This window comes from Arthrobacter sp. FX8 (assembly GCF_026723805.1).
Taxonomy (GTDB): Bacteria; Actinomycetota; Actinomycetes; order Actinomycetales; family Micrococcaceae; genus Arthrobacter.
The window spans coordinates 2051695-2077614 of sequence record NZ_CP113505.1 but is presented as its reverse complement, the minus strand read 5'-3'; the positions used below and the strand labels follow the sequence as shown (position 1 = coordinate 2077614).

General features: G+C 66.3%; 18 protein-coding genes, 1 tRNA gene and 3 pseudogenes. 11 read left to right on the top strand and 11 right to left on the bottom strand.

Translation table 11 applies throughout. From position 1 onward, the window contains the following. Positions 1–32 precede the first annotated feature (32 nt). Both OUO20_RS09500 and OUO20_RS09495 read right to left on the bottom strand, forming a co-directional pair. Positions 33–626 (bottom strand): annotated as a pseudogene (locus tag OUO20_RS09500) (GDSL-type esterase/lipase family protein); the annotation flags it as partial. A gap of 155 nt (positions 627–781) precedes the next feature. Next, positions 782–4600 (bottom strand): multifunctional oxoglutarate decarboxylase/oxoglutarate dehydrogenase thiamine pyrophosphate-binding subunit/dihydrolipoyllysine-residue succinyltransferase subunit, encoded by a 3819-nt coding sequence (locus OUO20_RS09495; protein WP_268003278.1) that lies wholly within the window; start codon positions 4598–4600, stop codon positions 782–784. A gap of 593 nt (positions 4601–5193) precedes the next feature. Here OUO20_RS09495 and OUO20_RS09490 point away from each other — a divergent pair. From OUO20_RS09490 to OUO20_RS09470, 5 genes and pseudogenes are all read left to right on the top strand, one after another. Then, positions 5194–6527, top strand: a pseudogene (locus OUO20_RS09490) (hemolysin family protein). After that, positions 6524–7594 carry a hemolysin family protein gene (locus OUO20_RS09485; protein WP_018768440.1) on the top strand — a complete coding sequence of 357 codons (1071 nt, stop codon included), beginning with the start codon at positions 6524–6526 and terminating at the stop codon, positions 7592–7594. Before OUO20_RS09490 ends, OUO20_RS09485 begins: the two are co-directional and overlap by 4 nt. Before the next feature lie 76 nt (positions 7595–7670). Continuing rightward, positions 7671–8648, top strand: a complete 978-nt coding sequence (locus OUO20_RS09480) for a metal ABC transporter solute-binding protein, Zn/Mn family (protein ID WP_268003277.1) — start codon at positions 7671–7673, stop codon at positions 8646–8648. Beyond that, complete coding sequence (locus OUO20_RS09475; RefSeq protein ID WP_268003276.1) at positions 8645–9460, top strand: metal ABC transporter ATP-binding protein; 816 nt, start codon at positions 8645–8647, stop codon at positions 9458–9460. Before OUO20_RS09480 ends, OUO20_RS09475 begins: the two co-directional genes overlap by 4 nt. Beyond that, a complete protein-coding gene (locus OUO20_RS09470) occupies positions 9460–10344 on the top strand; it encodes a metal ABC transporter permease (RefSeq protein ID WP_056388024.1) in 885 nt (294 codons plus the stop codon). Before OUO20_RS09475 ends, OUO20_RS09470 begins: the two co-directional genes overlap by 1 nt. Here the strand turns inward: OUO20_RS09470 and OUO20_RS09465 are convergent. After that, the gene (locus OUO20_RS09465; protein WP_268003414.1) at positions 10322–10783 is read right to left on the bottom strand and encodes a Fur family transcriptional regulator; all 462 of its coding nucleotides are present in this window, start codon (positions 10781–10783) and stop codon (positions 10322–10324) included. The two genes, OUO20_RS09470 and OUO20_RS09465, sit on opposite strands and share 23 nt — an antisense overlap. A gap of 116 nt (positions 10784–10899) precedes the next feature. On the opposite strand from OUO20_RS09465, the gene OUO20_RS09460 reads away from it, so the two are divergent. Next, positions 10900–11556 carry an MBL fold metallo-hydrolase gene (locus OUO20_RS09460; RefSeq protein ID WP_134163834.1) on the top strand — a complete coding sequence of 219 codons (657 nt, stop codon included), beginning with the start codon at positions 10900–10902 and terminating at the stop codon, positions 11554–11556. Here OUO20_RS09460 and OUO20_RS09455 read toward each other — a convergent pair. Next, a complete protein-coding gene (locus tag OUO20_RS09455; RefSeq protein ID WP_326498082.1) occupies positions 11553–12665 on the bottom strand; it encodes a PLP-dependent cysteine synthase family protein in 1113 nt (370 codons plus the stop codon). The two genes, OUO20_RS09460 and OUO20_RS09455, sit on opposite strands and share 4 nt — an antisense overlap. Before the next feature lie 108 nt (positions 12666–12773). Here OUO20_RS09455 and OUO20_RS09450 point away from each other — a divergent pair, with 108 nt between their 5' ends. Genes OUO20_RS09450 through OUO20_RS09440 form a run of 3 tightly spaced genes read left to right on the top strand, consistent with a single transcriptional unit; the run spans position 12774 to position 15303 of the window. After that, entirely contained in the window at positions 12774–13688 is a 915-nt protein-coding gene (locus OUO20_RS09450; RefSeq protein ID WP_268003275.1) for a sulfurtransferase, read from the top strand. Continuing rightward, the gene (locus tag OUO20_RS09445; protein WP_268003274.1) at positions 13685–14878 is read left to right on the top strand and encodes an NAD(P)-dependent alcohol dehydrogenase; all 1194 of its coding nucleotides are present in this window, start codon (positions 13685–13687) and stop codon (positions 14876–14878) included. Before OUO20_RS09450 ends, OUO20_RS09445 begins: the two co-directional genes overlap by 4 nt. Then, on the top strand, positions 14875–15303 hold the full coding sequence (locus tag OUO20_RS09440; protein WP_018768431.1) for an HIT family protein: 429 nt from the start codon (positions 14875–14877) through the stop codon (positions 15301–15303). Before OUO20_RS09445 ends, OUO20_RS09440 begins: the two co-directional genes overlap by 4 nt. Positions 15304–15328: 25 nt before the next feature. Here the strand turns inward: OUO20_RS09440 and OUO20_RS09435 are convergent, their stop codons facing one another. From OUO20_RS09435 to OUO20_RS09425, 3 genes are all read right to left on the bottom strand, one after another. Beyond that, the gene (locus tag OUO20_RS09435; RefSeq protein ID WP_134163838.1) at positions 15329–16312 is read right to left on the bottom strand and encodes a beta-ketoacyl-ACP synthase III; all 984 of its coding nucleotides are present in this window, start codon (positions 16310–16312) and stop codon (positions 15329–15331) included. After that, on the bottom strand, positions 16309–20310 hold the full coding sequence (hrpA, locus tag OUO20_RS09430; protein ID WP_268003273.1) for an ATP-dependent RNA helicase HrpA: 4002 nt from the start codon (positions 20308–20310) through the stop codon (positions 16309–16311). Before hrpA ends, OUO20_RS09435 begins: the two co-directional genes overlap by 4 nt. 78 nt (positions 20311–20388) lie before the next feature. Beyond that, positions 20389–20556, bottom strand: a complete 168-nt coding sequence (locus tag OUO20_RS09425) for a hypothetical protein (RefSeq protein ID WP_018768428.1) — start codon at positions 20554–20556, stop codon at positions 20389–20391. Positions 20557–20637: 81 nt separating this feature from the next. Between OUO20_RS09425 and OUO20_RS09420 the strand changes: the two genes are divergently transcribed. Continuing rightward, positions 20638–21606 (top strand): GlxA family transcriptional regulator, encoded by a 969-nt coding sequence (locus tag OUO20_RS09420; RefSeq protein ID WP_268003272.1) that lies wholly within the window; start codon positions 20638–20640, stop codon positions 21604–21606. Positions 21607–21619: 13 nt separating this feature from the next. Here the strand turns inward: OUO20_RS09420 and OUO20_RS09415 are convergent, their stop codons facing one another. Together OUO20_RS09415 and OUO20_RS09410 are read right to left on the bottom strand one after the other, a co-directional pair. After that, positions 21620–21952 (bottom strand): protealysin inhibitor emfourin, encoded by a 333-nt coding sequence (locus OUO20_RS09415; RefSeq protein WP_056388014.1) that lies wholly within the window; start codon positions 21950–21952, stop codon positions 21620–21622. Between the two features lie 57 nt (positions 21953–22009). Further along, the gene (locus OUO20_RS09410) at positions 22010–23062 is read right to left on the bottom strand and encodes a M4 family metallopeptidase (RefSeq protein WP_268003271.1); all 1053 of its coding nucleotides are present in this window, start codon (positions 23060–23062) and stop codon (positions 22010–22012) included. A gap of 125 nt (positions 23063–23187) precedes the next feature. Between OUO20_RS09410 and OUO20_RS09405 the strand changes: the two are divergent. Further along, positions 23188–24137: pseudogene (locus OUO20_RS09405) on the top strand (cation diffusion facilitator family transporter). Positions 24138–24219: 82 nt separating this feature from the next. Here the strand turns inward: OUO20_RS09405 and OUO20_RS09400 are convergent. Together OUO20_RS09400 and OUO20_RS09395 are read right to left on the bottom strand one after the other, a co-directional pair. Further along, positions 24220–24292: transfer RNA gene (locus OUO20_RS09400), tRNA-Arg, on the bottom strand. A 110-nt stretch (positions 24293–24402) separates the two neighbouring features. Further along, entirely contained in the window at positions 24403–25902 is a 1500-nt protein-coding gene (locus tag OUO20_RS09395; protein WP_442781120.1) for an FAD-dependent oxidoreductase, read from the bottom strand. Between the last annotated feature and the right edge of the window lie 18 nt (positions 25903–25920).

The window sequence follows — 25920 nt, the reverse complement described above, 5'->3', positions numbered from 1 at the left end:
GGGTCAAGATATATCTCGAGCGGGCTACTACTGGGGGCTTCCAGTCCCAGCCACTGGAACCAGCCGCGGTGCAGCACCAGCCATGCCATGAGGCCATAGCCTGCCTGGCCGGGCGTTCCACCGTTTGCGGCAAGGTCCTGGCGCCACTGTTCGTGGTTCAGCAGGGGCGAGAACGTGTCGACGTAGAGGTGCTTGCGGCGGGTGGTGACATCGGCGAAGGCGGTGTTCAGTTCGTCAAGCCGCCGGTTCTGGGCCGGGTCCAGCGTGGGAGGCGGCCCCACGACGAATACCTCGATCCGGTTCTGTGACGCCGAGTCCAGGATATTGGCCAGGTTCAGCCTGCTCCGTGCGGTGGAAAGACCGAATTCAATGTCCCGCCCGGACAGGCCGATGACCAGCCGGTTCTCCGCCTGGGGGCTGAAACGGCGGCCGGCTTCCTCCAGCCAACGTGCCGCAAGCCCCTCGGTGCCTTCCTGCGGACAGGGGAGGGCGTAGCTTTCCAGGAGCATTCCGTCCTGGGGAGTGCGGGCCAGGACGCGGCCCAGCCAGCCAAGTGCCCGGGGATCCCCCAGTCCGGCCAGCAGTTCGTCTCCTACAGCTGCGATCCGCAGCTTCCTGTCTTCCACGCGTTCCTCTTTACTTCGGTACGGGTTTACTTCGGTACGGCCGCTGCATCGTCGCCGCCGCGGCTGCGGGGGTACGGGGCGGCGCTGTCCATCCATTAAACAGAACTGCCCGGCCGGAGTCTGGTATTTCGACTCCGGCCGGGCAGCCTTACTGCTTACTTCCGTGCAAATGCCTGCTTCAGGAGGACATCCTGTTCCGCAGCGTGCCGCTTCATGGAGCCGGCTGCCGTGGAGGCGGATGCCGGCCGGGACACAAGGCGGACCCGCCGGTCAAGGGCCTCGGGCAGGTGCAGGCCGATGAATGGCCAGGGGCCCTGGTTGGCAGGCTCATCCTGTGCCCAGACCACTTCGGCGTTGGGGTACTTGGCGAGCTCCGCCGCGATCTCCTGGTGCGGCAGCGGGTAGAGCTGCTCCACGCGGATGATGGCGGTGGTCTTGTCGCCGGTCTTCTGCCGGGTGGACAGGAGATCGTAGTACAGGCGGCCGGAGACCAGAAGCACGCGTTCGACGGCGGTGGCCGGCAGCTGCTCATGCTCACCAATGACAGGACGGAAGGTGCCGCTGGTGAAGTCCTCCACGGACGAGGCGGCAGCCTTCAGGCGCAGCAGCTGCTTGGGCGTGAAGATGATCAACGGCTTGCGCGGCCGGTTGTACGCCTGGCGCCGCAGCAAGTGGAAGTGCGAGGCCGCCGTGGTGGGGTTGGCCACAATCATGTTGTCTTCCGCGCAGAGCTGCAGGAAGCGCTCGATCCTCGCCGAGGAGTGGTCCGGGCCCTGGCCTTCGTAGCCGTGCGGGAGCATCAGGACCAGCGAGGACCGCTGGCCCCACTTCTGCTCTGCGGAGGAGATGAATTCGTCGATGATGGTCTGCGCACCGTTGACGAAGTCGCCGAACTGGGCCTCCCAGAGGACCAGGGCGTCCGGGCGTTCCACGGAGTAGCCGTACTCGAAGCCCATGGCCGCGTATTCGGACAGCAGTGAATCGTAGATCCACAGCTTGGCCTGGTCGTCGGAAAGGTTGCCCAGCGGCAGCCATTCCTTGCCGTTGGCACGGTCGTGGAAGACGGCGTGGCGCTGTACGAAGGTGCCGCGGCGGGAGTCCTGGCCGGCAAGGCGTACGGGGACGCCTTCCATGATCAGGGAGCCGAAGGCTGCGATCTCGCCGAAGCCCCAGTCGATGCCGCCTTCGCGGGACATCTGCTCGCGCTTTTCCAGCAGCTGCTTCAACTTGGGGTGGACCGTAAAGCCATCGGGGATCTCGACGTGAGCCTTGCCGATCCGGGCCAGGGTGTCGGCGCTGATGGCCGTGGAGGCCGGTGCGCTGACGCTGGAATCGGACTGCTGGGCCATGGGCCGCTCGATGTCGGACACGGCAGCGGAATCCGCGGTCACGATCGGGATGGGGGAGGTCTGGGCGGCGTGGGTCTCGGCGAAGACCCGCTCCAGCCGTTCCTGGTAGTCGCGGAGCAGCTGCTCGGCTTCTTCCTCGGTAATGTCCCCGCGGCCGATGAGCGACTCCGTGTACAACTTGCGGACGGAGCGCTTGGCCTCGATCAGGTTGTACATCAGCGGCTGGGTCATCGAGGGGTCGTCACCCTCGTTGTGGCCCCGGCGGCGGTAGCACACCATGTCGATGACGACGTCCTTGTGGAAGCGCTGGCGGAATTCGTAGGCGAGCTGGCCGATGCGGACCACAGCCTCGGGGTCGTCGCCGTTCACGTGGAAGACCGGTGCCTGGATCATCTTGGCAACGTCCGTGGAGTACGTGGATGAGCGCGACGACGACGGGGCGGTGGTGAAGCCGACCTGGTTGTTGACCACGATGTGGATGGTTCCACCGGTGCGGTAACCGCGCAGCTGGGACAGGTTGAGCGTTTCCGCAACCACGCCCTGGCCGGCGAAGGCAGCGTCGCCGTGGACCATGATGGGCAGGACGGGGAACGACTCGCCCTGGTCAAGGCGGTCCTGCTTGGCCCTGACAATGCCCTCGAGGACGGAGTCCACGGCTTCCAGGTGGGACGGGTTGGCGGCGAGGTAGACCTTGGTCTCCTTGCCGGTGTCCGAGGTGAAGGTACCTTCGGTGCCCAGGTGGTACTTGACGTCGCCGGAGCCCTGGACGGAGCGCGGATCCTGCGTGCCTTCGAATTCGCGGAACACCTGTGCGTAGGTCTTGCCGGCGATGTTCGTCAGGACGTTGAGGCGGCCGCGGTGGGCCATGCCGATGGCAACCTCGTCCAGGCCGTCATCGGCTGCATCGGACATAATTGCGTCCAGCAACGGAATCAGGGACTCGCCGCCTTCCAGCGAGAAGCGCTTCTGCCCCACGAACTTGGTCTGCAGGAAGGTTTCGAAGGCCTCGGCCGCGTTCAGCTTGGAGACGATCCGCAGCTGCTCTTCCCGGCTGGGCTTGGAGTAGGGGTGTTCCAGCTGGTCCTGGAACCACTTGCGCTCGGCAGGCTCCTGGATGTGCATGTATTCGATGCCGGTGGTGCGGCAGTAGGCATCCCGCAGGACTCCGAGGATGTCGCGGAACTTCAGCATCGGCTTGCCGCCGAAGCCGCCCGTGGGCCATTCGCGGTCCAGGTCCCAGAGGGTCAGGCCGTAGGTGAGGACGTCGAGGTCCGGGTGCTTGCGCTGCACGTACTCCAGCGGATCGGTATCCGCCATGAGGTGGCCGCGTACGCGGAAGGAGTGGATCAGCTGCTGGATCCTGGCAACCTTGTTGATCTCGTCAGCCGGATCCACCTGCAGGTCCGCACTCCAGCGGACAGGCTCGTAGGGGATGCGGAGGGCTTCGAAGATCTCGTCGTAGAAGTTCTGTGCGCCCAGCAGCAGCTGGTGCACCAGCTTGAGGAACTCGCCGCTGCCGGCGCCCTGGATGACGCGGTGGTCATACGTCGAGGTCAGGGTGAGGACCTTGCTGATGGCGTTGTGGGCGATGATCTTTTCGCTGGCACCCTGGAATTCGGCCGGGTAGTCAAGGGCGCCGACGCCGATGATGGCCGCCTGGCCCTTGGAAAGGCGCGGCACTGAGTGCACGGTGCCGATGCCGCCGGGGTTGGTCAGGGAGACAGTGGTGCCCTGATGGTCCTCGGCGGTGAGCTTGCCGTTGCGGGCGCGCTTGATGAGGTCCTCGTACGTGTGCCAGAACTCGGCGAAGTTGAGGGTCTCGGCCTTCTTGATGTTCGGGACCATGAGCAGGCGGGTGCCGTCGGGCTTGGGCATGTCGATGGCGATGCCGAAGTTGACGTGGGCCGGCTGGACCGCAACGGGCTTGCCGTCCACCTCGTCGTAGTACACGTTCATCGACGGGAACTGGGAAAGGGCCCGGATGACTGCGTAGCCAATGAGGTGCGTGAAGGAGACCTTGCCGCCGCGGGCGCGGGCCAGGTTCGAGTTGATGACCACGCGGTTGTCGATGAGCAGCTTGGCCGGAATCGCCCGGACGCTGGTGGCCGTGGGCACCTCAAGGCTGGTGACCATGTTGGTGGCGATGGCCTTGGCAGGTCCGCGGAGGACGGAGACGACGTCCTCCTCCGGCGCGGTGGGGGCCTTGACGTTCTTGGGCAGCTGCGCCGGAATGGGCTGCGAGCCGGTGCCTGCTTCGGTCTTCTTGCCGCCGTCGCGTGCCTCCGTGGCGGGGGCCTTCTTGACCGGCGCAGGGGCTGCTGCAGGAGCGGCGGCCGGGGCGGCGGCGGGTGCCGCCGGGGGAGCGGCAGGGGCTGCGGCCGGCGACGGTGCCGAAGCAGCGGGTGCCGTCTTCACCACGGGCAGCTCGCGCGTAGGAGGATTGGCAGCGTGCGCGGAATTTCCATTGTTGGAAGAACCGTTACCCGAGTCGAAAGATTCAAACAGCGGCCACCACTTGGCGTCCACGGCGTTCTTGTCCTGTTGGTACTGCTCGTACAGTTCGTCAACGAGCCACTCGTTCCCGCCAAATTCCTCTGGTAGACGGTGGCTTGGCTGCTCTGGCACTTGAAATACGCCTCTTCCATGAGTTTGATTTCTCTTTGGCCCCCCGGTGCTTCAGCACTGCGATCGAACCAGTCTCTGCGTCCTCTGAACCCAGACCCTTAGCAAGTCTAGTGAGCATCTTGTGTTAACTGCCAATAAGGGTGACCCAAATCATGAAGTGACGAACACGGGGCTGAATGTGAGCCCAAAATTGCATCTGAATTGCCATCTGATACGCCCGGCTCCTGGAGCGCCAAGGGTCGCCGGGAAGCCCCGCAAAGTGCTGGGGCGGCCGCAGGCCGGGCCGCCCCGGCGGCGGACTGCCGCGCATCCGGCCGGGGCCGCTCCTGTAGACTGAAATTCTTATGGACAGTAAATCTAGGTGCCGGCCTGGGCACTGTCAGCGGAGCTCCACGAGGAGCGCCGCACAGTCCGCCCCCAGAGCCGGCAAACCCCGACAACGCGCCCATCACCAGCCAGCGGCCCAGCTTGCCGCATCCCGTGCGGACCAGTCCTCGGGATCCGCCGACCATCCTCCGCCGGGCCGAAGCAGCTCCTCCCTTTTCCGGTGGGCTGCGCTCCCGGCGGTCCTGCCGCTCCAGGCGGGATGCTGAATGGAGTGGCTCCTCCTGGCAGCAGGCCTGCTGCTGATCGCCGGCACCGGATTCTTTGTGGCCGTCGAGTTTTCCCTCATCGCTTTGGACCAATCCACCGTCCAGCGCGCCATTGACGACGGGGACAGCGGCGCTGTGCCGTTGCTCACCTGCCTCAAATCGCTGTCAACCCAGCTGTCCAGCTGCCAACTCGGCATCACCCTGACCACGCTGCTCACCGGCTACGTCATGGAACCCTCGGTTGGCCACCTCCTCGAGGCGCCGCTGGCCGCCGTCGGACTTCCCGCCGTGGCCGTGCAGTCCATCTCCCTCATCCTCGCCATGGTGCTGGCTACGCTGCTGTCCATGCTCCTGGGTGAACTGGTGCCCAAGAACATGGCGATCGCGCTGTCGTTTCCCGTGGGCCGGGCGCTGGCCCGGCCGCAGCTGATCTTCACGGCGATCTTCAAACCGGCCATCCTTGTCCTGAACGGCTTTTCCAACAAGGTCCTGAACGTTTTCGGGCTGGAAGCCAAGGAAGAAATTTCCGGCGCGCGGACTCCGGCGGAGCTTGCCTCGCTGGTCCGCAGGTCGGCTGCGATGGGAACGCTCGACGCCGGGACTGCCAACTTCATCGCCCGCACCCTGAATTTCTCAACGCGGACGGCCGCGGACGTCATGACGCCGCGCATCCGGCTCGAGACAATCGACGCCGACCAGCCGGTCTCCGACGTGGTGGACGCAGCACGCAGGACCGGGTACTCCCGGTTCCCTGTTATTGGCGAGTCCGCCGACGACATCCGTGGACTGGTGCACGTCAAGAAGGCCGTGGCTGTTCCGTGGGACCGGCGCCGCAACCTTGAAGCGGGCGCCATCATGACCGAGGTACTGCGGGTGCCCGAGACCATCCACCTTGATGCACTCCTGGCCGAGCTCCGCGAGGAAACCTCCAGCTGGCCGTCGTGCTTGATGAATACGGGGGTACGGCAGGCATCGCCACCCTTGAGGACCTGGTGGAGGAAATCGTGGGCGAGGTGGCGGACGAGCACGACAAGGTCCGTCCGGGGCTACTGCAAAGCGCCTCCGGCGACTGGTACTTTCCCGGGCTCCTCCGTCCGGACGAGTTGTCCGAACAGATCCCGGGGCTGAGTGTTCCGGACGAAGCGGCCTACGAGACCGTGGGCGGCTACGTCATGAGCAAACTCGGCCGGATCGCCGTGGTGGGGGACTCCGTCCCGGTGGGCGGCGGAACGCTCAGCGTTACCAGGATGGACGGCCGGAGAATCGACCGCATCTGCTTCCACCCGGTGGATCAACCGGCTGCACAGGACGCCAATGACAGGAGCAAGCCATGAGCGACTGGGCGGGCATCCTCTGGCTGGGCTTGCTCCTGCTGGGCAATGCCTTTTTCGTGGCGGCTGAGTTCGCCATCATGTCCGCGCGCCGCAGCCAGATTGAGCCCTTGGCCGACACCGGATCCAAGCGCGCCCAGACAACCCTGCGCGCCATGGAGAACGTGTCCTTGATGCTGGCCTGCGCGCAGCTTGGCATCACCGTCTGCTCCCTGCTGATCCTGCTGGTGGCCGAGCCGGCAATCCACCACCTGCTTGCCGTCCCCATCGAGACGGTGGGCCTGCCGGCGGAAGCTGCGGACGTTGCGGCCTTCGCCGTGGCCCTGATGCTGGTGACCTTCCTCCACGTCACATTCGGCGAGATGGTGCCCAAGAACATCTCGGTGTCCGTGGCGGACAAGGCCGCGCTGCTCCTGGCCCCGCCGCTGCTGTTCATCTCGCGGCTGGTCCATCCGGTGATTTCAGTCCTCAACTGGTCCGCCAACTACATCCTTAAGCTGATGCGGATCGAGCCCAAGGATGAGGTGACGTCCTCCTTCACGCTGGAGGAGGTGCAGTCGATCGTCCAGGAGTCCACCCGCCACGGCCTGGTGGACGACGACGCCGGGCTCATTACCGGTGCCCTGGAGTTCTCGGAGCACACGGCGGAGGACATCATGGTGCCGCTCGGGAAGCTGGTCATGCTGGGGGCTTCCACCACTCCGGTGGAGTTTGAAAAGGCCGTCAGCCGTACGGGATTCTCCCGGTTTCCCATGCTTGATGACGACGACATGCTCTACGGCTACCTCCACGTGAAGGATGTGCTGTCCATTCCGGAGTCCGCCTACGAACTGCCGATTGCCGAGAGCCGTATCCGCTCGCTGGCCAACCTGGCGCTGGGGGACGAGATCGAAAAAGCCATGTCCGTCATGCAGCGCACGGGATCCCACCTTGCACGCGTGATCGGCCCGGACGGCAAGACGCGGGGTGTGCTCTTCCTTGAGGACGTCATCGAACAGCTCGTCGGTGAAATCCGGGACGCGACGCAGGCCACCGGAATCCGCCGGTTGGGCCAGCCGAACGGAAATTGACCTAAATAGGAATCATTCGCATTTAGGTATAGGCTTGCACTGTCGTCCTCCCCATCTGCGTGAACTGAGGTTTTCCGTGCGCCGTACCGCCGCTGCCAGCTCTTTCCTTGCCGCCCTGACGGGCCTTGGCCTTCTGCTCAGTGCGTGCAGCCCGCAGCAGTCCGGGGCGCCCGCTTCCACGCAGGGGATCAACGTCGTGGCCTCGACGAATGTGTACGGCGACATTGCCAGGAGCATCGGTGGGGATAAGGTCAGCGTGACCGCGATCATCAACAACGCCGGCCAGGATCCGCATTCCTATGAAGCGACCGCCCAGGACCGCCTCACTGTTTCGAAGGCGCAGCTGGTCATCGAAAACGGCGGCGGCTACGACGACTTCCTTCATACCCTGGTGGAGAGCAGCAAGCTCGACGGCGGTTCGGTGCTGACCGCCGTCGAAGTCTCCGGCCTTGCCCACCCGGAGGAGGAGGCTTCCGCCTCGACCGGGCCGGCCGCCGAAGGCTCTGGCGGGCACGATCACGGCAACTTCAACGAACACGTCTGGTACAGCCTGCCGGCCATGGAGCGGATGGCCGACAGTGTTGCGGCGAAGCTCGGCATGCTGGATCCCGGTTCTGCCGCCACGTTCACAGCCAACGCCGGTGCCTTCAAGGCCTCCCTCTCAGACCTGCACGGCAAGCTGGAGGCCCGGAAAGGCGCGGCGGCCGGAGGACAGGTTGCGGTCACCGAACCCGTTCCCCTCTACCTGCTCGAAGATGCGGGCCTGAAGAACGCCACACCTGAGGCCTACACTGCCGCGATCGAGGAGGGCACTGACGTCCCGCCCGCCGCCATGCAGGAGGCCACAGACCTGGTGGCTTCCGGGACAGTGCGGCTGCTGGCCTACAACGCGCAGACCGAGGGCCCGCAGACGGAAGCGCTGAAGAAGGCTGCTGAAGCCGCAGGGGTTCCGGTGGTGGACTTCACCGAAACCCTGCCTGAGGGAAAGACCTACGTGCAGTGGATGACGGACAATGTGAACAACGTCAGCAAAATTCTGGAGTCAAACAGGTGAAATCCGTCGTCAGCCTCAGCGGGGCGTGCCTCAGGTTCGGTCAGCGCACGCTTTGGGAGGATCTGGACCTGGACATCAGGCCCGGTGAGTTCTTCGCCGTGCTGGGTCCCAACGGCAGCGGCAAAACCAGTTTCCTGAAGGTCCTCCTGGGCCTGCAGAAGCTGCACTCCGGACAAGCGTTCCTGGGCGGCCGGCCCGTGGAACGCGGCAGCAACCTGATCGGCTACATTCCACAACAGAAGTCGTTTCCGCAGGACACGCCCCTGCGTGCCCGCGATCTGGTGGCCCTGGGAGTCGACGGGCACCGGTGGGGCATCCGGTTGTCGGCCGGCAAGACAAACCGCAGGGTGGACCAGCTCCTGGAACTGGTGGGCGCCTCCGACTACGCCAAGGTCCCCGTTGGCCAGCTCTCCGGCGGGGAGCAACAGCGGCTCCGCGTGGCGCAGGCACTGGCAACTGATCCGCAGGTCCTGCTCTGCGATGAGCCGCTGTTGTCCCTTGACCTGCACCACCAGCAGGCAGTCAGCACCCTGATCAACAAACAAAGCCGCGAACACAACAGCGCCGTTGTCTTCGTTACCCACGAAATCAACCCCATCATCGACTACGTGGACCGGGTCCTGTACCTGGCAGGGGGACGGTTCCGGGTGGGGACGCCGGAAGAGGTCATGACCACGGAAGTGCTCTCCGACCTCTACGGCACCCAGGTGGAGGTGATCCACGCCAACGGCCGGATCGTCGTCGTTGGCCTGCCCGATGCCACCACCCACCACCACGCCGAGGCTGACGCCCTGGCAGGGGAGGCAGCGTAATGGACGCCGACAGCATCCTCGGTGCCATCTTCAACTTCGACAACTACGGCGAACTGCTGGTCCTGGTCCAGAACTCAATTTGGGCGGGCGCCATCCTGGGGCTCCTTGGCGGCCTCGTGGGCACGTTCGTCATGAAGCGGGACCTCGCTTTCGCGGTCCACGGCATCTCCGAACTTTCCTTCGCCGGCGCCGCCTTCGCCCTGCTGGTCGGTGCGGACGTGGTTTTTGGCTCGCTCATAGGATCGGTGGCGGCAGCGCTGCTGCTGGGCCTGATGGGTGTCCGGGCCAGGGACAAGAACTCAACCATCGGCGTGATCATGCCGTTCGGCCTGGGACTCGGAATCCTGTTCCTGTCCCTGTACCAGGGCCGGGCCGCAAACAAGTTCGGGCTCCTCACCGGGCAAATCGTTTCCGTGGACACCGTCCAGCTCCAGGCCCTCGCCGGGACCGCCGTTGTGGTGATGCTGGTGCTGGTGGCCATCTGGCGGCCGCTCACCTTCGCCAGCGTGGATCCCGAACTCGCCGAGGCGCGGGGAGTCCCGGTCCGCACGCTGGCCCTCGTCTTCATGGTCCTCCTGGGCGTCAGTGTCGCCTTGTCCATCCAGGTGGTCGGCGCCCTGCTGGTGCTTGCGCTGCTGATTACGCCGGCGGCCGCGGCACTGCGGGTCACGTCGTCGCCGGTTGCGGCGGTGGTCCTGAGCGTCGTTTTTGCTGTCACCGCAACGGTGGGCGGAATCCTGCTGGCACTGGGCGGACGGATCCCCATCAGCCCCTACGTCACCACGTTGTCGTTCCTGATCTACGTGGCGTGCCGCGCCATCAGCTCCGTGCGCGCCGCGCGCGGCATCAACGGGCGGGTCCTTACAGCTTCCCGGCAGCCTTAAGGGCGGTGCAGTCAGGGCACAGGCCGAAAATCTCCACGGTATGGTCCACCTCGGTGAACCCATGCTCGGCGGCCGTGCGCACCGCCCACGTTTCGACGGCGGGTGCCTCCACCTCCACCGCCTTTCCGCAGTTCCTGCACAGCAGGTGGTGGTGATGCGCGGTCACCGCACAGCGCCGGTACACGGCCTCGCCGTCGCCATTGCGCAGCACATCCACCAATCCCTCATCGGCCAGTGACTGCAGGATCCGGTAGGCAGTGGCCAATGACACGGACACGCCCTGGTTCTGCAGGATGCGGTACAGCTCCTGCGTGCTGACGAAGTCGTCCAGGTGGTCCAGGGCCGCACTGACGGCCTTGCGCTGCTTGGTAACGCGCTGTTCCCTGCCGCCTCCTGCCGGGGATGGGGCGGTGGAATCAGCCTTGACGCCGATCGGCATGGACGAACTCGCTTCCGTGGGGGGCAAACACCAAGATTACCAGCCGGAGCTTCATGGGCCGGAGTGGAGGCCAGGGTCCGTGGACAGGCTTCCGGGGCGGACCCTAGGCTGGCGCTATGAAGCTGACCAAGTACACCCACGCCTGTATCCGGCTCGAGAAGGAAGGCCGCATCCTGGTCCTGGACCCCGGCACCTTCTCCGAATCAGCCGAGGCGCTGTCAGGGGCGCAGGCAGTCCTGGTAACCCACGAACACGCAGACCATCTTGACACCAAGGCCGTGGTGGCCGCACTCGAAGGAGACCCGGGCCTGGCGCTGTATGCCCCCGGGGGCGTGGCCGGGCAACTGCGCCGGGAAGCCGCCGCCGCGGCAGACCGCATCCATACGGTGGAACCCGGCCAATCCTTCCAGGCCGCCGGCTTCGACATCCGCAGCTTTGGCGGCCAGCACGCCCTGATACACCCGCAGATCCCGGTGGTTGCCAACATCGGTTTCCTGGTGGACGGAAACGTGTACCACCCGGGGGACTCGTTCATCATCCCGGACGGAATCCAGGTCCAGACGCTCCTGGTCCCGCTGCACGCGCCGTGGAGCAAGTCCGCCGAGGTTGTTGACTTCGTCATCGGTGTGCGGGCGCCGCGCGCCTTCCAGATCCATGACGGCCTGCTCAACGACAACGGCCTGGGCATCGTTGAAGGCCATGTCAAGCGGATCGGCGCCAAGTACGGCACCGAATACAGGCACCTGGCCGCCCGCGAGTCCGTGGAGGTTTAGGCCGGCGCGCCGGTCCACTCCCCGGTGTCCAGGAAGCGCGAAATCACGGCCTCGTAGGGCGCCGGATCCAGCCCCTGGGAAGCCAGCCAGTCCTGGTTCCAGTAGTTGCCCGCATACCGTTCGCCGCCGTCGCACATCAACGACACGATGCTGCCCTTGCGGCCCTCGGACAGCATCTGGGCCACCGTCTGCCAGACTCCCCACAGGTTGGTTCCGGTGGAGGGACCTGCATGCAGGCCGGCGAATGAGTTCAGGTGCCGCATTGCTGCCACCGAGGCGGCATCCGGCACCTGGACCATCCGGTCGATCACCGTAGGGATGAAGCTCGGCTCCATCCGGGCCCGGCCAATGCCTTCGATGCGCGAGGGCAGGCCGGTGGGCCGTCCGGCTGCTTCCCCCAGCCAGCCTGGATAGAAGGCCGAGTTCTCCGGGTCCACCACCAGCAACCGTGTGGGATGGCTGTGGTAGCGCAGATACCGGCCGATCGTGGCGCTGGTTCCGCCCGTACCGGCGCCAACCACGATCCACTCCGGCACCGGATGCGGCTCCAGGCTGAGCTGCCCGAAGATCGATTCGGCGATGTTGTTGTTCCCGCGCCAGTCGGTGGCCCGCTCCGCGAACGTGAACTGGTCCATGTAATGCCCGTTGCAGGTGGCGGCTACTTCTTCGGCTGTCGAATACACATCCGTGGCGTTCTCCACCAGCAGGCAGGAGCCGCCGAACTTTTCGATCAGCGCGATCTTTTCCGGGCTGGTGGTGCGGGCCATCACGGCGACAAAGGGCAAACCCAGCAACTGGGCGAAGTAGGCCTCCGAGACCGCGGTGCTGCCGCTTGAGGCCTCCACGATGGTGGTGTCCGCCCGGATCCAGCCGTTGACCAGCCCGAACAGGAACAGGGACCTGGCCAGCCGGTGCTTCAGGCTGCCGGAGCGGTGCGTGGACTCGTCCTTGAGGTACAGCTGGATGCCCCACTGTTCCGGCAGCGGCACGGAGTACAGGTGCGTGTCCGCGGAACGGTTGTTTTCGGCGGTGATGGTGCGGATGGCCTGGTCGGCCCAGTCCCGGTCCGTTCCGCCATCGTTCCTGCCGGTGCTGCCCTCGATCGTCACCTGTCCAGCCTACCCGCGGGCCGGGAACTCCCCGTCTAGAGTGGGACCGGCGGCCGTCCAGGCAGAATATCCCGCGTCCGCCGTCAGCACGCTGCAGAAGGAGCACCGATGAAACCGTTGATGGACGTTGCCGCCCTCCAGGCCAGGCTCGGCGCCGGGCGCCGGACGGTGCTGCTGGACGTGCGCTGGGTCCTGGGCGATCCGCACGGCCACGAACACTATCTCGCAGGGCACCTGCCGGGTGCCGTCTTCGTGGACCTGGCCTCCGAGCTGTCCGACCCGGCGGTTCCGGACCGGGGACGGCACCCCCTGCCCTCCTCCGGACAGTTCCAGGAGTCGGCCCGGCGCTGGGGCGTCAGGAAGGGCGACGTCGTGGTCGCCTACGATGACAGCGCGAACATGGCGGCCGCAAGGGTGTGGTGGATGCTCCGCGATGCCGGCCTCAATGAGGTGTACCTGCTCGACGGCGGCCTGGCCGCCTGGCGTGCCGCCGGCCTGCCCCTCGAACCGGGCCCGGTCCATCCCGCGCGCGGCGACGTGGAGCTGGGCAGCGGGCAGATGCCAGTGGTCGACGCCGGTGCTGCCGCAGCCTGGCCGAGGGATGGGCTGCTGTTCGATGCCAGGGCAGGGGAGAGGTACCGGGGCGAGGTCGAACCGGTTGATCCCCGTGCCGGACACATTCCGGGAGCGGTGAGCGCCCCCACCACCGGGAACGTGGACGACGCCGGGCGGTTCCTGCCGCGGGAAGAGCTGCGGCGGAGGTTTGAATCCCTTGGCGTGGTGGCAGGCCTCCCGGTGGCCGTCTATTGCGGGTCCGGCGTCACGGCCGCCCACGAGGTGGCTGCACTGGAACTCGCCGGGTTTCCGGCAGCCCTGTACCCAGGCTCCTTTTCGGAGTGGTCCAACCGGCCCGGGCTGCCGGTGGCCGTGGGTCCGGAACCCGGGGGCGGCGGAACGGAGGCCCGGGAGGGCGGAAGGCCGGCTGGAAACTCCGCAGGCGGCGGGGGTAGCGTCGCACTATGACACCAGGACGCCCGGTACCACCGCCCCTAGCAAAACCCATAGATCCAGCCCAACCCAACGACCCCTCCAACCCTCTGGATCCCGTATCTGATGCTGCCCCCGCCGCTGAAGCCGGGTCGCTTGCCGGCGCCTGGGGTGCGGTCTCCCGGGAGAGCGGACTGGTGCCGCTGACCGTGGCCCGGCGCGCGCCCAAGCCGGACGACGTGGAGATCGCCATCGAGTTCTGCGGGCTCTGCCACTCCGACGTGCACGCAACCCGCGGAGAATGGGGCGGCCAGGCGTACCCCCTGGTTCCCGGCCACGAAATCGTGGGAACCGTCAGCAGGATCGGCGCGGACGTTACCGACTTCGCCATAGGCGACCGGGTGGGCGTGGGCTGCATGGTGGACTCCTGCCGCGAGTGCGACAGTTGCCTTGACGGCCTTGAGCAGTACTGCGAAAACGGGATGACCGGCACTTACGGTGCCAAGGACCGGCGGAACGGTGACGCAATCACCCAGGGCGGGTATTCCTCGTCCATCGTGGTGGACCGCCGGTACGTCCTGCGTGTCCCGGCGTCGCTGGACCCGGCCGCCGTCGCGCCCCTGCTGTGCGCCGGCGTCACCACGTTCTCCCCGTTGCGGCACTTCGACGTCGGGGAAGGGGACGTGGTGGGCGTCGTCGGGCTGGGCGGGCTCGGCCACATGGCCGTCAAGCTTGCAAAGGCGATGGGGGCGAAGGTGGTGGTATTCACCACGTCAGAGTCCAAGGTGGCGGCCGCGCTGGAGCTTGGCGCGGACGAGGTTGTCCTGTCCCGGGACGGGGAGGCGATGGCGGCCGCGGACCGCACGGTGGACCTCATCATCGATACCGTTGCCGCCCCGCACGACCTGAACCCCTTCTTCCGCACCCTGCGCGTGGACGGGGCATTGTTCCAGCTGGGACTGCCCTCCGAGGCGATGCCGCCGGTCAACCCGGGTGCTCTGATCCGGCGCCGGATCGCCTATGCAGGGTCCTTGATCGGCGGGATTGCCGAGACCCAGGAGATGCTGGATTTCTGCGCTGAACACGGCGTGGTGGCCGACATTGAGATGGTGACCGCTGCCCAGCTGAATGAAGCTTACGACCGGATGGTCGCAGGAGACGTTAAGTACCGGTTCGTGCTGGATACCGGCACGCTGCAGGCAGCCGCTGAGGAGACAGACGCATGAGCACACTGTTCACGAAGATCATCAAGGGTGAGATCCCCGGCCGGTTTGTGTGGCGGGAGGACGACGTTTCGGCGTTCCTGACCACCGGCCCGCTCGCGGACGGCCACACGCTGGTGGTTCCCACCGAAGAAGTGGACCGCTGGACGGACGCGTCGCCGGAAACACTGGCCAAGGTCATGGAAGTGGCACGGCGCATCGGTGCCGTCCAGGTGGACATTTTCGGGGCACGCCGGGCGGGCCTTATCGTGGCGGGCTACGAAATCAACCACCTGCACGTCCACGTGTGGCCATCGCAAAGCATGGCCGACTTCGACTTCGGATCGGCGGACCAGAACCCGGACCCCGCAGTCCTCGACGCCAACGCGGAGAAACTGCGCGACGGCCTCCGGGCCGCCGGGTACGGGGAGTTCGTGCCCGGCAGGTAGGACGCGGGGAAGGCTGGCAGGGAGATCAGTCCCGGCGCGGCGTCATCGCCACCATGCCCGCATAGGTGAAGCCGCCGCCGAAGCCGAAAAGCAGTGCGGGGACGTCCGCCGGGATCCTTCCGGAGTGCCACCATTTGCTCAGCCCCAGCGGCACGCTGGCAGCGGACGTGTTCCCGGACTCGGTGACGTCGGTGATGACAATCCGGTCCGACAGCCCCAGGGCCTCGGCCAGCGGTTCGATGATGCGGAGGTTGGCCTGGTGCGCGGCAAGGACCTGGATGTCGTCCATTGCCAGCCCCGCCCTGGCCACCGTCTCGCGGGCACGCTCCGGCGCTTTGGTCAGGGCCCACCGCAGCACCTCGCGGCCGTTCTGCGAAAACCTGCCCGACGGCGGGGAGATCCGGACAGCATCGGCCATGCCGCCCTCGGACCCCCACACCACCGGGCCAATGCGGGGCGTCTCCGACGGACGCACGACGGCGGCGCCGGCGCCGTCCGCGGTGAGCACCGCCGTCGCGCGGTCCGTCCAGTCGGTCACGGCTGAGAGGGTTTCCGCGCCAACGACGATCGCGTGGGAGGCGCTGCCGCTGCGGATGGCCTGGTCGGCCACGCCGAGGGCGTACTCAAAGCCCGAACAGGCCGTATTGACGTCCATGATGGCCGGTCCCCGGCCGTCCCGTCCCAGGCCCAGCGCCTCGGCCACCCGGCCCGCGGTGTTGGGGGAACGTTCGGCGGCCGTGGTGGTGGCCACCACCACGAGGTCGACGTCCGCGGCCGCGACGCCCGAATCGGCCAGGGCCATCCGTGCCGCCGGAACCGCGAGGTCCACCACTGTCTCGCCCTCGCCGGCGATGTGCCTTGTGACGATGCCGGTGCGCTGGCGGATCCACTCGTCGTTGGTGTCCATCATGCCCTCGAGCTCATGGTTGTCCATGATGCGCGCGGGCTGGGCGTGGCCGAGCCCTGCAATCTCTGTCCCTGCCGGGCCCTGGGCAAGCGTGAGCTTCATTGGATTCCTCTCCTTGGTGGCTGGCCGCCGCTAGGCGGGGCCAGTGCTTTGTTGAGCACGGCGCGGATCCGCTTCTCAGACACTGAATACGCGGTGCCGAGCTCGACGGCGAACAGGCTTACCCGAAGTTCCTCGATCATCCAGCGCACTTGGGTTAACTCGCGTCCTGCCCGCCGTCCGGGCAGCAGCGCCGAGACGGCATCGTCGTAGTCGTCCTCAAGCCGCTGGACGACAGCCATGTTAAGGGCGTCGCGCTGGACGTTGCCGGGCAGCCGCTCCAGCCGCTTCTCGATGGCCGCCAGGTACCGGGGCATCTGGCTGAGCTGTGCGTAGCCCGTGCGTGCCACAAAACCGGGATACACCAGTTGTTCCAGTTGGCTCTTGACGTCGTTGAGCGCGCTGATCAGGGCCAGGCTGGTGGTGCCCTTGAGCTGCTTCTCGATCCGGCGGGTGCTGGCCAGGATGCGCTCCACCACGGCGGTGACCGTGAAGACGGTGTCGATCAGTTCGGCACGCACCAGCTCATACAGCTGGTCAAAGGCCTTCCGGTCCCAGGGAAGGTCCGCGGGCGTGAGCTTGTCGATGGCCGCCAGCGCGCAGTCCGCGATGAGGGCGGATACCGAGCCGTGCGGGTTCTGGCTGAAGGTCAGCTTTTCCGTGTTGCTCAGGTGCTCCAGGACGTAGCGGTCCGGCGCCGGAACCCGCAGGGCAAGCAGGCGGATCACGCCGCCGCGCATCGCGTCGAACTGTTCCTCCTGCGTCTGGAAGACCCGCAGCGACACTGAGGTTCCCTGGTCCACCAGGGCCGGGTACCCGGTGACGGTGTGGCCTTTGACCATGCTGCTCACCTGGCGTTCGATGGTGCCGAAACTCCATTCCGTCAGGCCTTCCTGCTCCACGAACCCGGCCGCGGCGGAGGTTCCCGGCACCCCGGCAGCCTGCGGGCGTGTGGCTGCTCCGGCGTCGGACGCCTTGCCGTTCCTGCGCTGCTGGGCCTTGCCGCCGGCGCCGGGCGCAGTGGAGGCCGGTGTGGCGCCGAGCGAGTCTGCAATCGCGCGCCGGGTGGCAGGAGCCAGCCTCTCCTGCAGTTCGGCCAGGTCCTTTCCTTCGCCCAGCACCTTGCCGCCGCTGTCCACCACCTTGAAACTCACGCGCAGGTGCGCAGGCACGGCGTCCCAGTTCCAGGAACCGGGCGGGATGATGGCGCCGCGGATCCGCCGCAGCGCGAGTTCCAGCGACGGCTCCAGCTCATCCCGGGCAGGATCGAAGTCCGCTTCGAGGACCGCCACCGCCTGCCGGGCAACATCGGGGGCAGGAACGAAGTTCTTGCGGACCTGCTTGGGCAGCGACTTGATCAACGCGGTCACCAGCTCCACGCGCTGGCCGGGGATCAGCCAGCGGAACGGGGCATCGTCCAGCTGGTTGAGGAACAGGACGGGAACTTCGGCCGTGACGCCGTCGGACGGGTTGGGCGGTGAACCAGGAGCCACGGGGTGGAACTCGTACGTCAGCGGAAGCTCGAAGCCCTTGTGCAACCAGGTCTTGGGGTAGGCCGATTCATCCAGGTCATCGGCGTCGTCACTGAGGAGCAGCGATTTGTCGTAGTCCAGGAGGTCCGGATTCTCCCGGCGGGCATCCTTCCACCATTTATCGAAGTGCCGTTCGGAAACCACGTCGGGGCCGATCCTGGCGTCATAGAACTCGAACAGCGTCTCGTCATCCACCAACAGGTCGCGGCGGCGCATGCGTGCCTCGAGTTCCTCCACCTCATGCAGGAGCGCCCGGTTGCGGTGGAAGAACTTGTGGTGGGTCTTCCAGTCACCCTCCACCAGGGCATGCCGGATGAACAGCTCCCGGGCCACGACCGGATCCACCCTGCCGTAGTTAATCCGCCGCTGGGCAATGATGGGAACGCCATAAAGGGTGACTTTTTCGTAGGCCATGACCGCGCCCTGCCGCGTGGACCAGTGCGGTTCACTGTAGGTGCGCTTCACCAGGTCCGGTGCCACCTGCTCGGCCCACAGGGGATCGAATTTGGCCGCCACCCTGGCCCACAGGCGGCTGGTTTCCACCAGCTCCGCTGCCATGACGAACGTGGGGGATTTCTTGAACAGCGCGGATCCGGGGAAGATCGCGAACCGGCTGCCGCGGGCACCTGCATACTCGCGCTTGCGCTCATCCAGGATTCCGATGTGGCTCAGGAGCCCGGACAGCAGGCTGATGTGGATCCCGTCATGGTTGCCCACGGGATCGGCCAGGCGCTTGTTGTCCAGGGCGATCCCCAGCGGCCGCGCAAGCTGGCGCAACTGCGCGAAGAGGTCCTGCCACTCGCGAACCCGCAGGTAGTTGATGAATTCGGCCCGGCACAACCGGCGGAAGGCCGACGAGGACAGTTCCTGCTGTTTCTCCTGCAGGTAGTTCCAGAGGTTGAGGTAGCCGGTGAAGTCCGAGTTTTCGTCCCGGAAGCGGTTGTGCTTTTCCGCGGCCAGCTGCTGCTTGTCTGTGGGCCGTTCGCGGGGGTCCTGAATGGTCAGCGCGGCCGCCAGGACCATGACTTCGCGGACGCAGCCGCGTTTTCCGGCCTCCACGATCATTCGGCCCAGGCGGGGATCGACGGGCAGCTGGGCGAGTTTCTGTCCGACGGCGGTGAGGCCGCCGCCTGCCCCGGGCTTACCGCCGTTGTCTTGCGGGCGTGGGGGAGCCAGGGCGCCGAGCTCGCGAAGGAGGGTAACGCCGTCGTTGATGGCCCGCGTTTCCGGCGGCTCGACAAAGGGGAACTCCTCAACGTCCTTGGGGCCCTTTGCCACGCCCATGGCGGTCATCTGGAGGATGACGGCGGCGAGGTTGGTGCGCAGGATCTCCGGATCCGTGAACCGGGGCCGGGACTCGTAGTCCTCCTCCGAGTAGAGCCGGATGGCGATTCCGTCAGACACCCGGCCGCAGCGGCCGGAGCGCTGGTTGGCCGATGCCTGCGAGACGCGTTCGATGGGCAGGCGCTGGACCTTGGTGCGGTGCGAATACCGGGAGATGCGGGCCGTGCCCGTGTCGATGACGTACTTGATGCCCGGCACCGTGAGTGACGTTTCCGCCACGTTGGTGGCAAGCACGATCCGGCGCTTGCTGCCGGGGTGGAATACCTTGTGCTGCTCCTGCAGGCTCAGGCGCGCGAACAGGGGAAGGATCTCGGTGTTGGACAGCCTTCGGTTGGACTGGATCCGGGCCTGGAGTGCGTCCGCGGCGTCGCGGATCTCCCGCTCGCCGGAGAAGAAGACCAGGATGTCACCGGGCGCTTCCGCCGCGAGCTCGTCCACCGCATCGCAGACGGCATCCAGGGGATCGCGGTCCTCCTCGAGTTCATCGTCCGAGGGGTCGTCGTCGTCGGCCTTGGGCTGGGACAGCGGCCGGTAGCGGATTTCCACCGGATAGGTCCGGCCGGAGACTTCGACGATGGGAGCGGGTTGTTCCGGGGTCCCGAAGTGGTGGGCGAACCGTTCCGGGTCGATGGTGGCTGAGGTGATGATCACCTTCAGGTCCGGCCGCTGCGGCAGGATCCGCTTGAGGTAGCCCAGGATGAAGTCGATGTTGAGGCTTCGTTCGTGTGCCTCGTCAATGATGATGGTGCTGTACCTGCGCAGCAGTCTGTCCCGCTGGATCTCGGCAAGCAGGATGCCGTCGGTCATCAGCTTGACCTTGGTTGCCTTGCTTACCTCACCGGTGAAACGGACCTGGAAGCCCACCTCCTGGCCGATGTCCACGCCAAGCTCTTCCGCAATGCGCTCGGCCACGGTCCGGGCTGCCAGCCGCCGGGGCTGCGTGTGGCCGATCAGTCCCTTCTCGCCCAGGCCAAGTTCCAGGCACATCTTGGGGATCTGGGTGGTCTTTCCGGAGCCGGTCTCGCCGGCGATGATGGTCACCTGGTTGGCCGCGATCGCGGCCATCAAGTCCTCGCGGCGCTCGGAAACCGGCAGCTCGGCGGGATAGGAGATATGAAAAGTCATGGCTGCAGACAGTCTACTGCGGGAGCCCCGGCTTCCCGTTTGTACTGCCGGCAGGTGTCCGGCGCCTTTGGTTCTGCCCTAGAAAACGCGGAGCGTGTAGTTGATGCTTGGGAGGTCCAGGGCGGACCAGGCTTCGTGGGATTCAGCAGGAGGCGTGTGCCCCCGGCCATCACGCAAAAGCGCTGAAATGGTTGCTGCGGCCACGAGGAGGATCAGGAGGATGAGGAGGGTTATGAGGATTTCCATGCCTCCATGCTTCTCCATCCTGCAACAGGGAAAAAGTGGCAGAAATGCCCAAAAAGACATAATTCCTGCCACAATGGAAGCATGCTCAAATCAGTGGCCGTCATCGTGGTTCCCAACTTCTCGATGTTCGAGTTCGGCACTGCCTGCGAGGTATTCGGCATCGACAGATCCGGCCGGGGAAGCGGCGTCCCGGCCTTCGACTTCCGCGTCTGCACGCCGGAGCCTGGCGACGTCCGGTTGAAGTCAGGCCTGACCCTCAACGTGGGCCTGGGACTTGAAGCCACCGAAGATGCGGACCTGGTCATCATGGCCCCCTACGGGAGGGGCGACGAGTTGCATGAATCCGTAGTCGAGGCGCTGAGGGCTGCTGATGCAAGGGGGGCATGGGTGATGTCCATCTGCTCGGGCGCTTTTGCCTTGGCCCGCGCCGGATTGCTGGATGGGCGCCGCTGCACCACGCACTGGCACTACTCCGGCCAACTGGCTGCCGAAAATCCCGGCGTGCAGGTGGACGAAAACGTACTCTACGTGCAGGACGGCAACATCATTACGTCCGCAGGGACCGCCGCCGGGATCGATGCCTGCCTCCACCTTGTGCGGGTCGAACTCGGGGCCAAGGTGGCCGCCGCGATCGCCAGGGACATGGTGGTTCCTCCGCACCGCGACGGCGGCCAGGCGCAGTTCATTGACCGGCCAATGCCGGCCTGCGGCTCAGCTCCCATGGAGGAGCTGCTGCGCTGGATGGTGGAGAACCTGGACCGCGAGCACACGGTAAGCGAACTGGCGGCACGCGTGCACCTGTCGGCCAGGACGTTCGCCCGGCGCTTCCGGTCCGAGACCGGAGCGACGCCTGCCGCCTGGCTCAATTCACAGCGGGTGCTCCGGGCCCAGGACCTCCTTGAGTCCACGGACCTGAACATCGAAGAAATCGCCAGGGAGTCCGGCTTCGGGCACCCTGTCCTGCTGCGGCACCACTTCGCCAAGGTCCTGGACACCAGCCCGCAGTCATACCGCCGCGCTTTCCGCGGCCAACTGGCTGTGGCGGGGTAGCACCCTTTGCACCCTAGCCCGGGGCGGGCTCGTCGCGGCGTTCCTGGGCGCGGAGTTCCTCGGCCGCTTCCCGTGCGCTGTCCACAAGAATCCGCCAGGGTCCGGTGACGGCCTGCTCGGGAAGTGCTGCCCTGCGTTGCCCTGCCCGGATCGAGTAGATGAACCTGTCCGGTTGGGCTTCCGCAAATTGCTCGGCAGCTGCCCTTGGCGTCTTGGGTACCGAATCCCACGGGCAGGCCTCGACCAGGGGCTGCCATTGGCTGAGGTCGCTGTCCGATTGCGCATCGACCGTCCACACCCGCGTAACCGCAGCTATCCCGCCGCTCCGTTCCACCTTGATCTTCATGGCCTGGCCCCTGGGCTTCCCTGCGGCCCGGCGGCCAGTGACGGTCAGCCGGGGTGGTTAAACCTTGACCTTCACAGTTTCCCACGCCCCCGTTACGGCGTCATGCTCTTTGGACCCCGAACCGAACAGGTCCGCGGCGGCCCGTGCCGTGGCGCGGGCAAAGACGGTGAAGGTTGCGGCCGGCGGCAACGAACCGCTGGTAAGGGTCTCGTACCAGATGCGGCCGGGCGCCTCCCAGGCATTGCCGCCGAGGGCGTCCGCCACCAGGTAGAACGCGCGGTTGGGGATGCCGGAGTTGATGTGGACACCGCCGTTGTCTGCGCTGGTCCGGACATACGAGTCCATGGAGTCGGGTTGCGGGTCCTTGCCCAGCACGTCGTCGTCGTACGCCGTTCCGGGCGCCTTCATGGACCGAAGGGCCTGCCCCTGGACCTTGGATGTAAAGAGGCCTTCACCGATCAGCCAGCTGGCCTGGGCGGCGGACTGGTTCTTGACGTACTGCTCAACGAGGGCGCCGAAGACATCTGACATCGACTCATTAAGGGCGCCCGCCTGGTTCCGGTACGCAAGCCCGGCCGAGTACTGGGTGACCCCGTGCGCCAGTTCGTGTCCAATAACGCTGAGGGACTTGGTGAACCGGTCAAAGACGTCGCCGTCGCCGTCACCGAACACCATCTGGGTGCCGTTCCAGAAAGCGTTGTCGTACAGGTTGCCGAAGTGCACCGTGGCATCGAGCTTCATGCCGCGTCCGTCAACCGAATCCCGGCCGAAGGCGTCGGCATACAGCCGGTGCGTGTGACCCAGGCCGTCGTAGGCTTCATCGGTGGCGGCGTCGCCGGTGGCGCGCCCGCCTTCTTCCCGGACCAGCCTGCCGGGGAGCGTTTCTTCGCCGCCGGCATCGTAGATGGTGCGGTCCACCGGGCCCGGCTTGACCTGGCGCAGCCCGGGCGGGAGGACCGGGACGGCCTGTGCACGTGCTGCCTGGAATGATTCGATGTGGCCAAGGGCCTTCCGGGCCGCGCTTGCCGCCGAAGAGAATCCCGGTGCGTCCTGTTGGGCCAGCCGGCGCAACAGGTAGGGCGGAACGATGGAACAGAACTGAACTTGCATGGCGTACTCCCTCAGCTAGGTGGTTTCAGCCTAAGAGGAGCCTCCGACAATTGACTGCAGGCGGCCGCCGCGAATTCGGTTGGCTTCCGGGTGCTGCAGCAGGCCCGGATGGGTACGGTAGGCGCATGGCTGACACCGAAAAGCACAACAAGCCCGGCTCCACCCTCCTCACGGTCATCATCGCCTTCGTAGCCAATACGCTCGTGGCGGTGGCGAAGTCGGTGGCCGCAGTCCTTTCGGGCTCGGCCTCCATGGCAGCGGAGGCAGCCCACTCCTGGGCGGACACAGGAAACCAGGTGTTCCTGTTCTTCGCCGAGCGCCGTTCAGGCAGGCCCAGGGACAAGAGCCATCCCATGGGCTACGGCCGTGAAGCCTACGTGTGGTCCATGTTCGCCGCGTTCGGACTCTTTACCGCCGGCGCGGTGGTGTCCATCATGCATGGCATCCAGGAGATCATCGAGCCGGAGCCGGCCGCAGATTTCATGGTGGCCTATGTGGTCCTGGCGGTGTCTTTCGTCTTCGAAGGCATCTCCTTTGTCCAGGCTTTCCGCCAGACCAGGAAGGCGGCCCATGAGCTGGACCGGCACACGCTGGAGCAGGTGCTCATCAGCTCCGATCCCACCCTGCGCGCCGTCTTCGCCGAGGACGCTGCCGCGCTGATCGGCCTTGTCATAGCCTTCGTGGGCGTGTTCCTGCACCAGGTCACCGGATCGCCGTTGCCCGATGCAATCGGTTCGATCGCGGTCGGCGTGCTGCTGGCCGTCGTCGCCGTCGTCCTGATCGACCGCAACAGGCGCTTCCTGGTGGGCCAGGGCGTCACCCCCGACATTGAACGGTCCATGGCGCAACGGTGCTGGCGCACCCCGAGATCGCGCGGCTCACGTACCTGCACCTGGAATTCGTCGGTCCCCGCAAGCTGTACCTGGTTGCGGCCGTGGACCTGCAGGGGGACCATCCCGAACATGAAGTGGCGGTGGTCCTGCGCCGGATCGAGCGTGAGCTGGAAGACCATGAAACTGTCGAGGAAGCCGTGCTGACCCTGGCCACGCTTGACGAGGTTGCCCTGCATTTCTGATCCTGCGGCTTCCGCAGCGCAGCAGGAAAGGCCGGAAAACGAAAGAACCCCGCCGCTTCAGTGAAGCGGCGGAGGTTTTCTGTGCCCTCGATAGGATTCGAACCTACGACCTTCTGCTCCGGAGGCAGACGCTCTATCCCCTGAGCTACGAGGGCAATCCGTATTTCCTGCCGTTCCCGGCGGGACGTCCTAGAGCTTAGCAGGAAGGTGGCCCGCAAGGGAAAACCGACACCACGGCCAGGAATGGACAGGCAAAGAAGCGGTTTCAATAGCCGGCGAAGGAGTCCGTCCGGACCCGGCGGGCACCGGCGCTCTTCGCCGCCCGGCGGAGCGATGCAACGCTTGCCGGGGACCCCGAAACATAGACGTCACGGGCGGCGATGTCCGGCACGAGCGCCGCAATGGCCCCTCCGTCCAGCCGGGCTCCCGGGCCGGTGTTTGCGGCAGCGGAGGCCAGGCCGGAGGGCGGCCGGGAACCGTCCGCCAACCGCACCAGCACCCGGATGCCGGCGTCCCGGAGTTCCTCCGCGTAGGCCACTTCCCCTGCGCTTTGGGCCAGGAGCAGGAGCACGGCGTCCCGCTCCCGCAGGCCCCCGGAGGACAGGTATGAAACGAAGGGCGTGATGCCGATTCCCGCCGCGATGAGCAAGACCGGCCGGTGCGGATCGCGCGGCAGGACAAAGTCGCCGCCCACCGCCGTGGCTGCCACTTCGTCGCCCGGCCGCAAGGCCAGCAGCGCCTCCTTTGCCGCAGACAAGGGACCGGCCGTCCGCACGGCGAACTTCACCAGCCGCTCCCGCGGTGGGCTTGTCAGGCTGAACACCCGGCGTCGGCCCTTGCCGTCCGGCCTGGCGTGCGGCAGGTCCAGTTCCATGTACTGGCCCGGAAGGAAGCGCACCGGCCGGGCCGGGTTGAACGTGAACTCGGTGGTGGCGGGCGTCAGCTGCCGGGCGCCGGTGAACCGGAGCTTCACGGCCCCGCGCTGCCCTGCCAGGAAGGCCAGCAGGTTGCCTGCCAGCAGGGCTGCCTCGGGCGAGTTGGCGAACAGGCCCACGTTCCAGGGGACGGCGAAGAGCACTCCCACCACGGTGGCCAGCGCCAGCTGGTGCCTGCGGCGGGGCGGCAGGGTCAGGGGCTCGGTCAGCATGAATCCCACGAAGAACAGGACCGGCCGCTGCGCCAGGGCCTGGTAGATGCCCATGCCCGCCGGCATGCCCGATCGAAGCAGTTCAAGGGTGATGATGGCGGTGGCCACCAGCGTGAACATGGATGCCATCAGCACTTTGCGGGTCCGGTACAGGACCAGCAGCACGCCCGGCACCAGCAGCCACAGCATGGCAGGAGTGGCCGCCCACCACGTAGCGATATTCAGCCCGGTGAGGCCGGTGGCGAAGGCGCCGGCGGCGGCAGGATTGAAGATGTGCCGGCCGCGCCACGCCAAGGCATATTTGGAGGCGGAGGCCAGGACGCATGCCAGTGCCACCCCGGCCAGGTCCAGCGGCTGCAGGGACGGCCAGAACAGGAAATACAGCAGCAGCCCCGTGATGAGGGAGGACTCCGTGTGGGGGTTGACCCGGAAAAGCGCCGCCAGCGCCCGGTTGGAGGCGTAGGTCAAGCCCAGGCACAGCGCCAGGTGCGCGAGTATTTCCGGGATACCGAACGTCAGCCAGCCCAGGATGTTGAGCAGGATGCTGTAGGCGGCCAGGACCGCCAGGACTGTTAGGACAACCCGGTACATGGTGAACCTGCCCACGGCGGTCCCCATCCGGCCGGCCAGGGACGG

Coding starts and splice junctions, on each gene's coding strand:
- OUO20_RS09420 (WP_268003272.1), top strand. CDS start 20,638: ATGCTCAAATCAGTGGCCGTCATCGTGGTTCCCAACTTCTCGATGTTC.
- OUO20_RS09460 (WP_134163834.1), top strand. CDS start 10,900: ATGAAGCTGACCAAGTACACCCACGCCTGTATCCGGCTCGAGAAGGAA.
- OUO20_RS09435 (WP_134163838.1), bottom strand. CDS start 16,312: ATGAAGCTCACGCTTGCCCAGGGCCCGGCAGGGACAGAGATTGCAGGG.
- OUO20_RS09470 (WP_056388024.1), top strand. CDS start 9,460: ATGGACGCCGACAGCATCCTCGGTGCCATCTTCAACTTCGACAACTAC.
- OUO20_RS09395 (WP_442781120.1), bottom strand. CDS start 25,902: ATGGGGACCGCCGTGGGCAGGTTCACCATGTACCGGGTTGTCCTAACA.
- OUO20_RS09465 (WP_268003414.1), bottom strand. CDS start 10,783: ATGCCGATCGGCGTCAAGGCTGATTCCACCGCCCCATCCCCGGCAGGA.
- OUO20_RS09450 (WP_268003275.1), top strand. CDS start 12,774: ATGAAACCGTTGATGGACGTTGCCGCCCTCCAGGCCAGGCTCGGCGCC.
- hrpA (WP_268003273.1), bottom strand. CDS start 20,310: ATGACTTTTCATATCTCCTATCCCGCCGAGCTGCCGGTTTCCGAGCGC.
- OUO20_RS09425 (WP_018768428.1), bottom strand. CDS start 20,556: ATGGAAATCCTCATAACCCTCCTCATCCTCCTGATCCTCCTCGTGGCC.
- OUO20_RS09410 (WP_268003271.1), bottom strand. CDS start 23,062: ATGCAAGTTCAGTTCTGTTCCATCGTTCCGCCCTACCTGTTGCGCCGG.
- OUO20_RS09485 (WP_018768440.1), top strand. CDS start 6,524: ATGAGCGACTGGGCGGGCATCCTCTGGCTGGGCTTGCTCCTGCTGGGC.
- OUO20_RS09445 (WP_268003274.1), top strand. CDS start 13,685: ATGACACCAGGACGCCCGGTACCACCGCCCCTAGCAAAACCCATAGAT.
- OUO20_RS09440 (WP_018768431.1), top strand. CDS start 14,875: ATGAGCACACTGTTCACGAAGATCATCAAGGGTGAGATCCCCGGCCGG.
- OUO20_RS09415 (WP_056388014.1), bottom strand. CDS start 21,952: ATGAAGATCAAGGTGGAACGGAGCGGCGGGATAGCTGCGGTTACGCGG.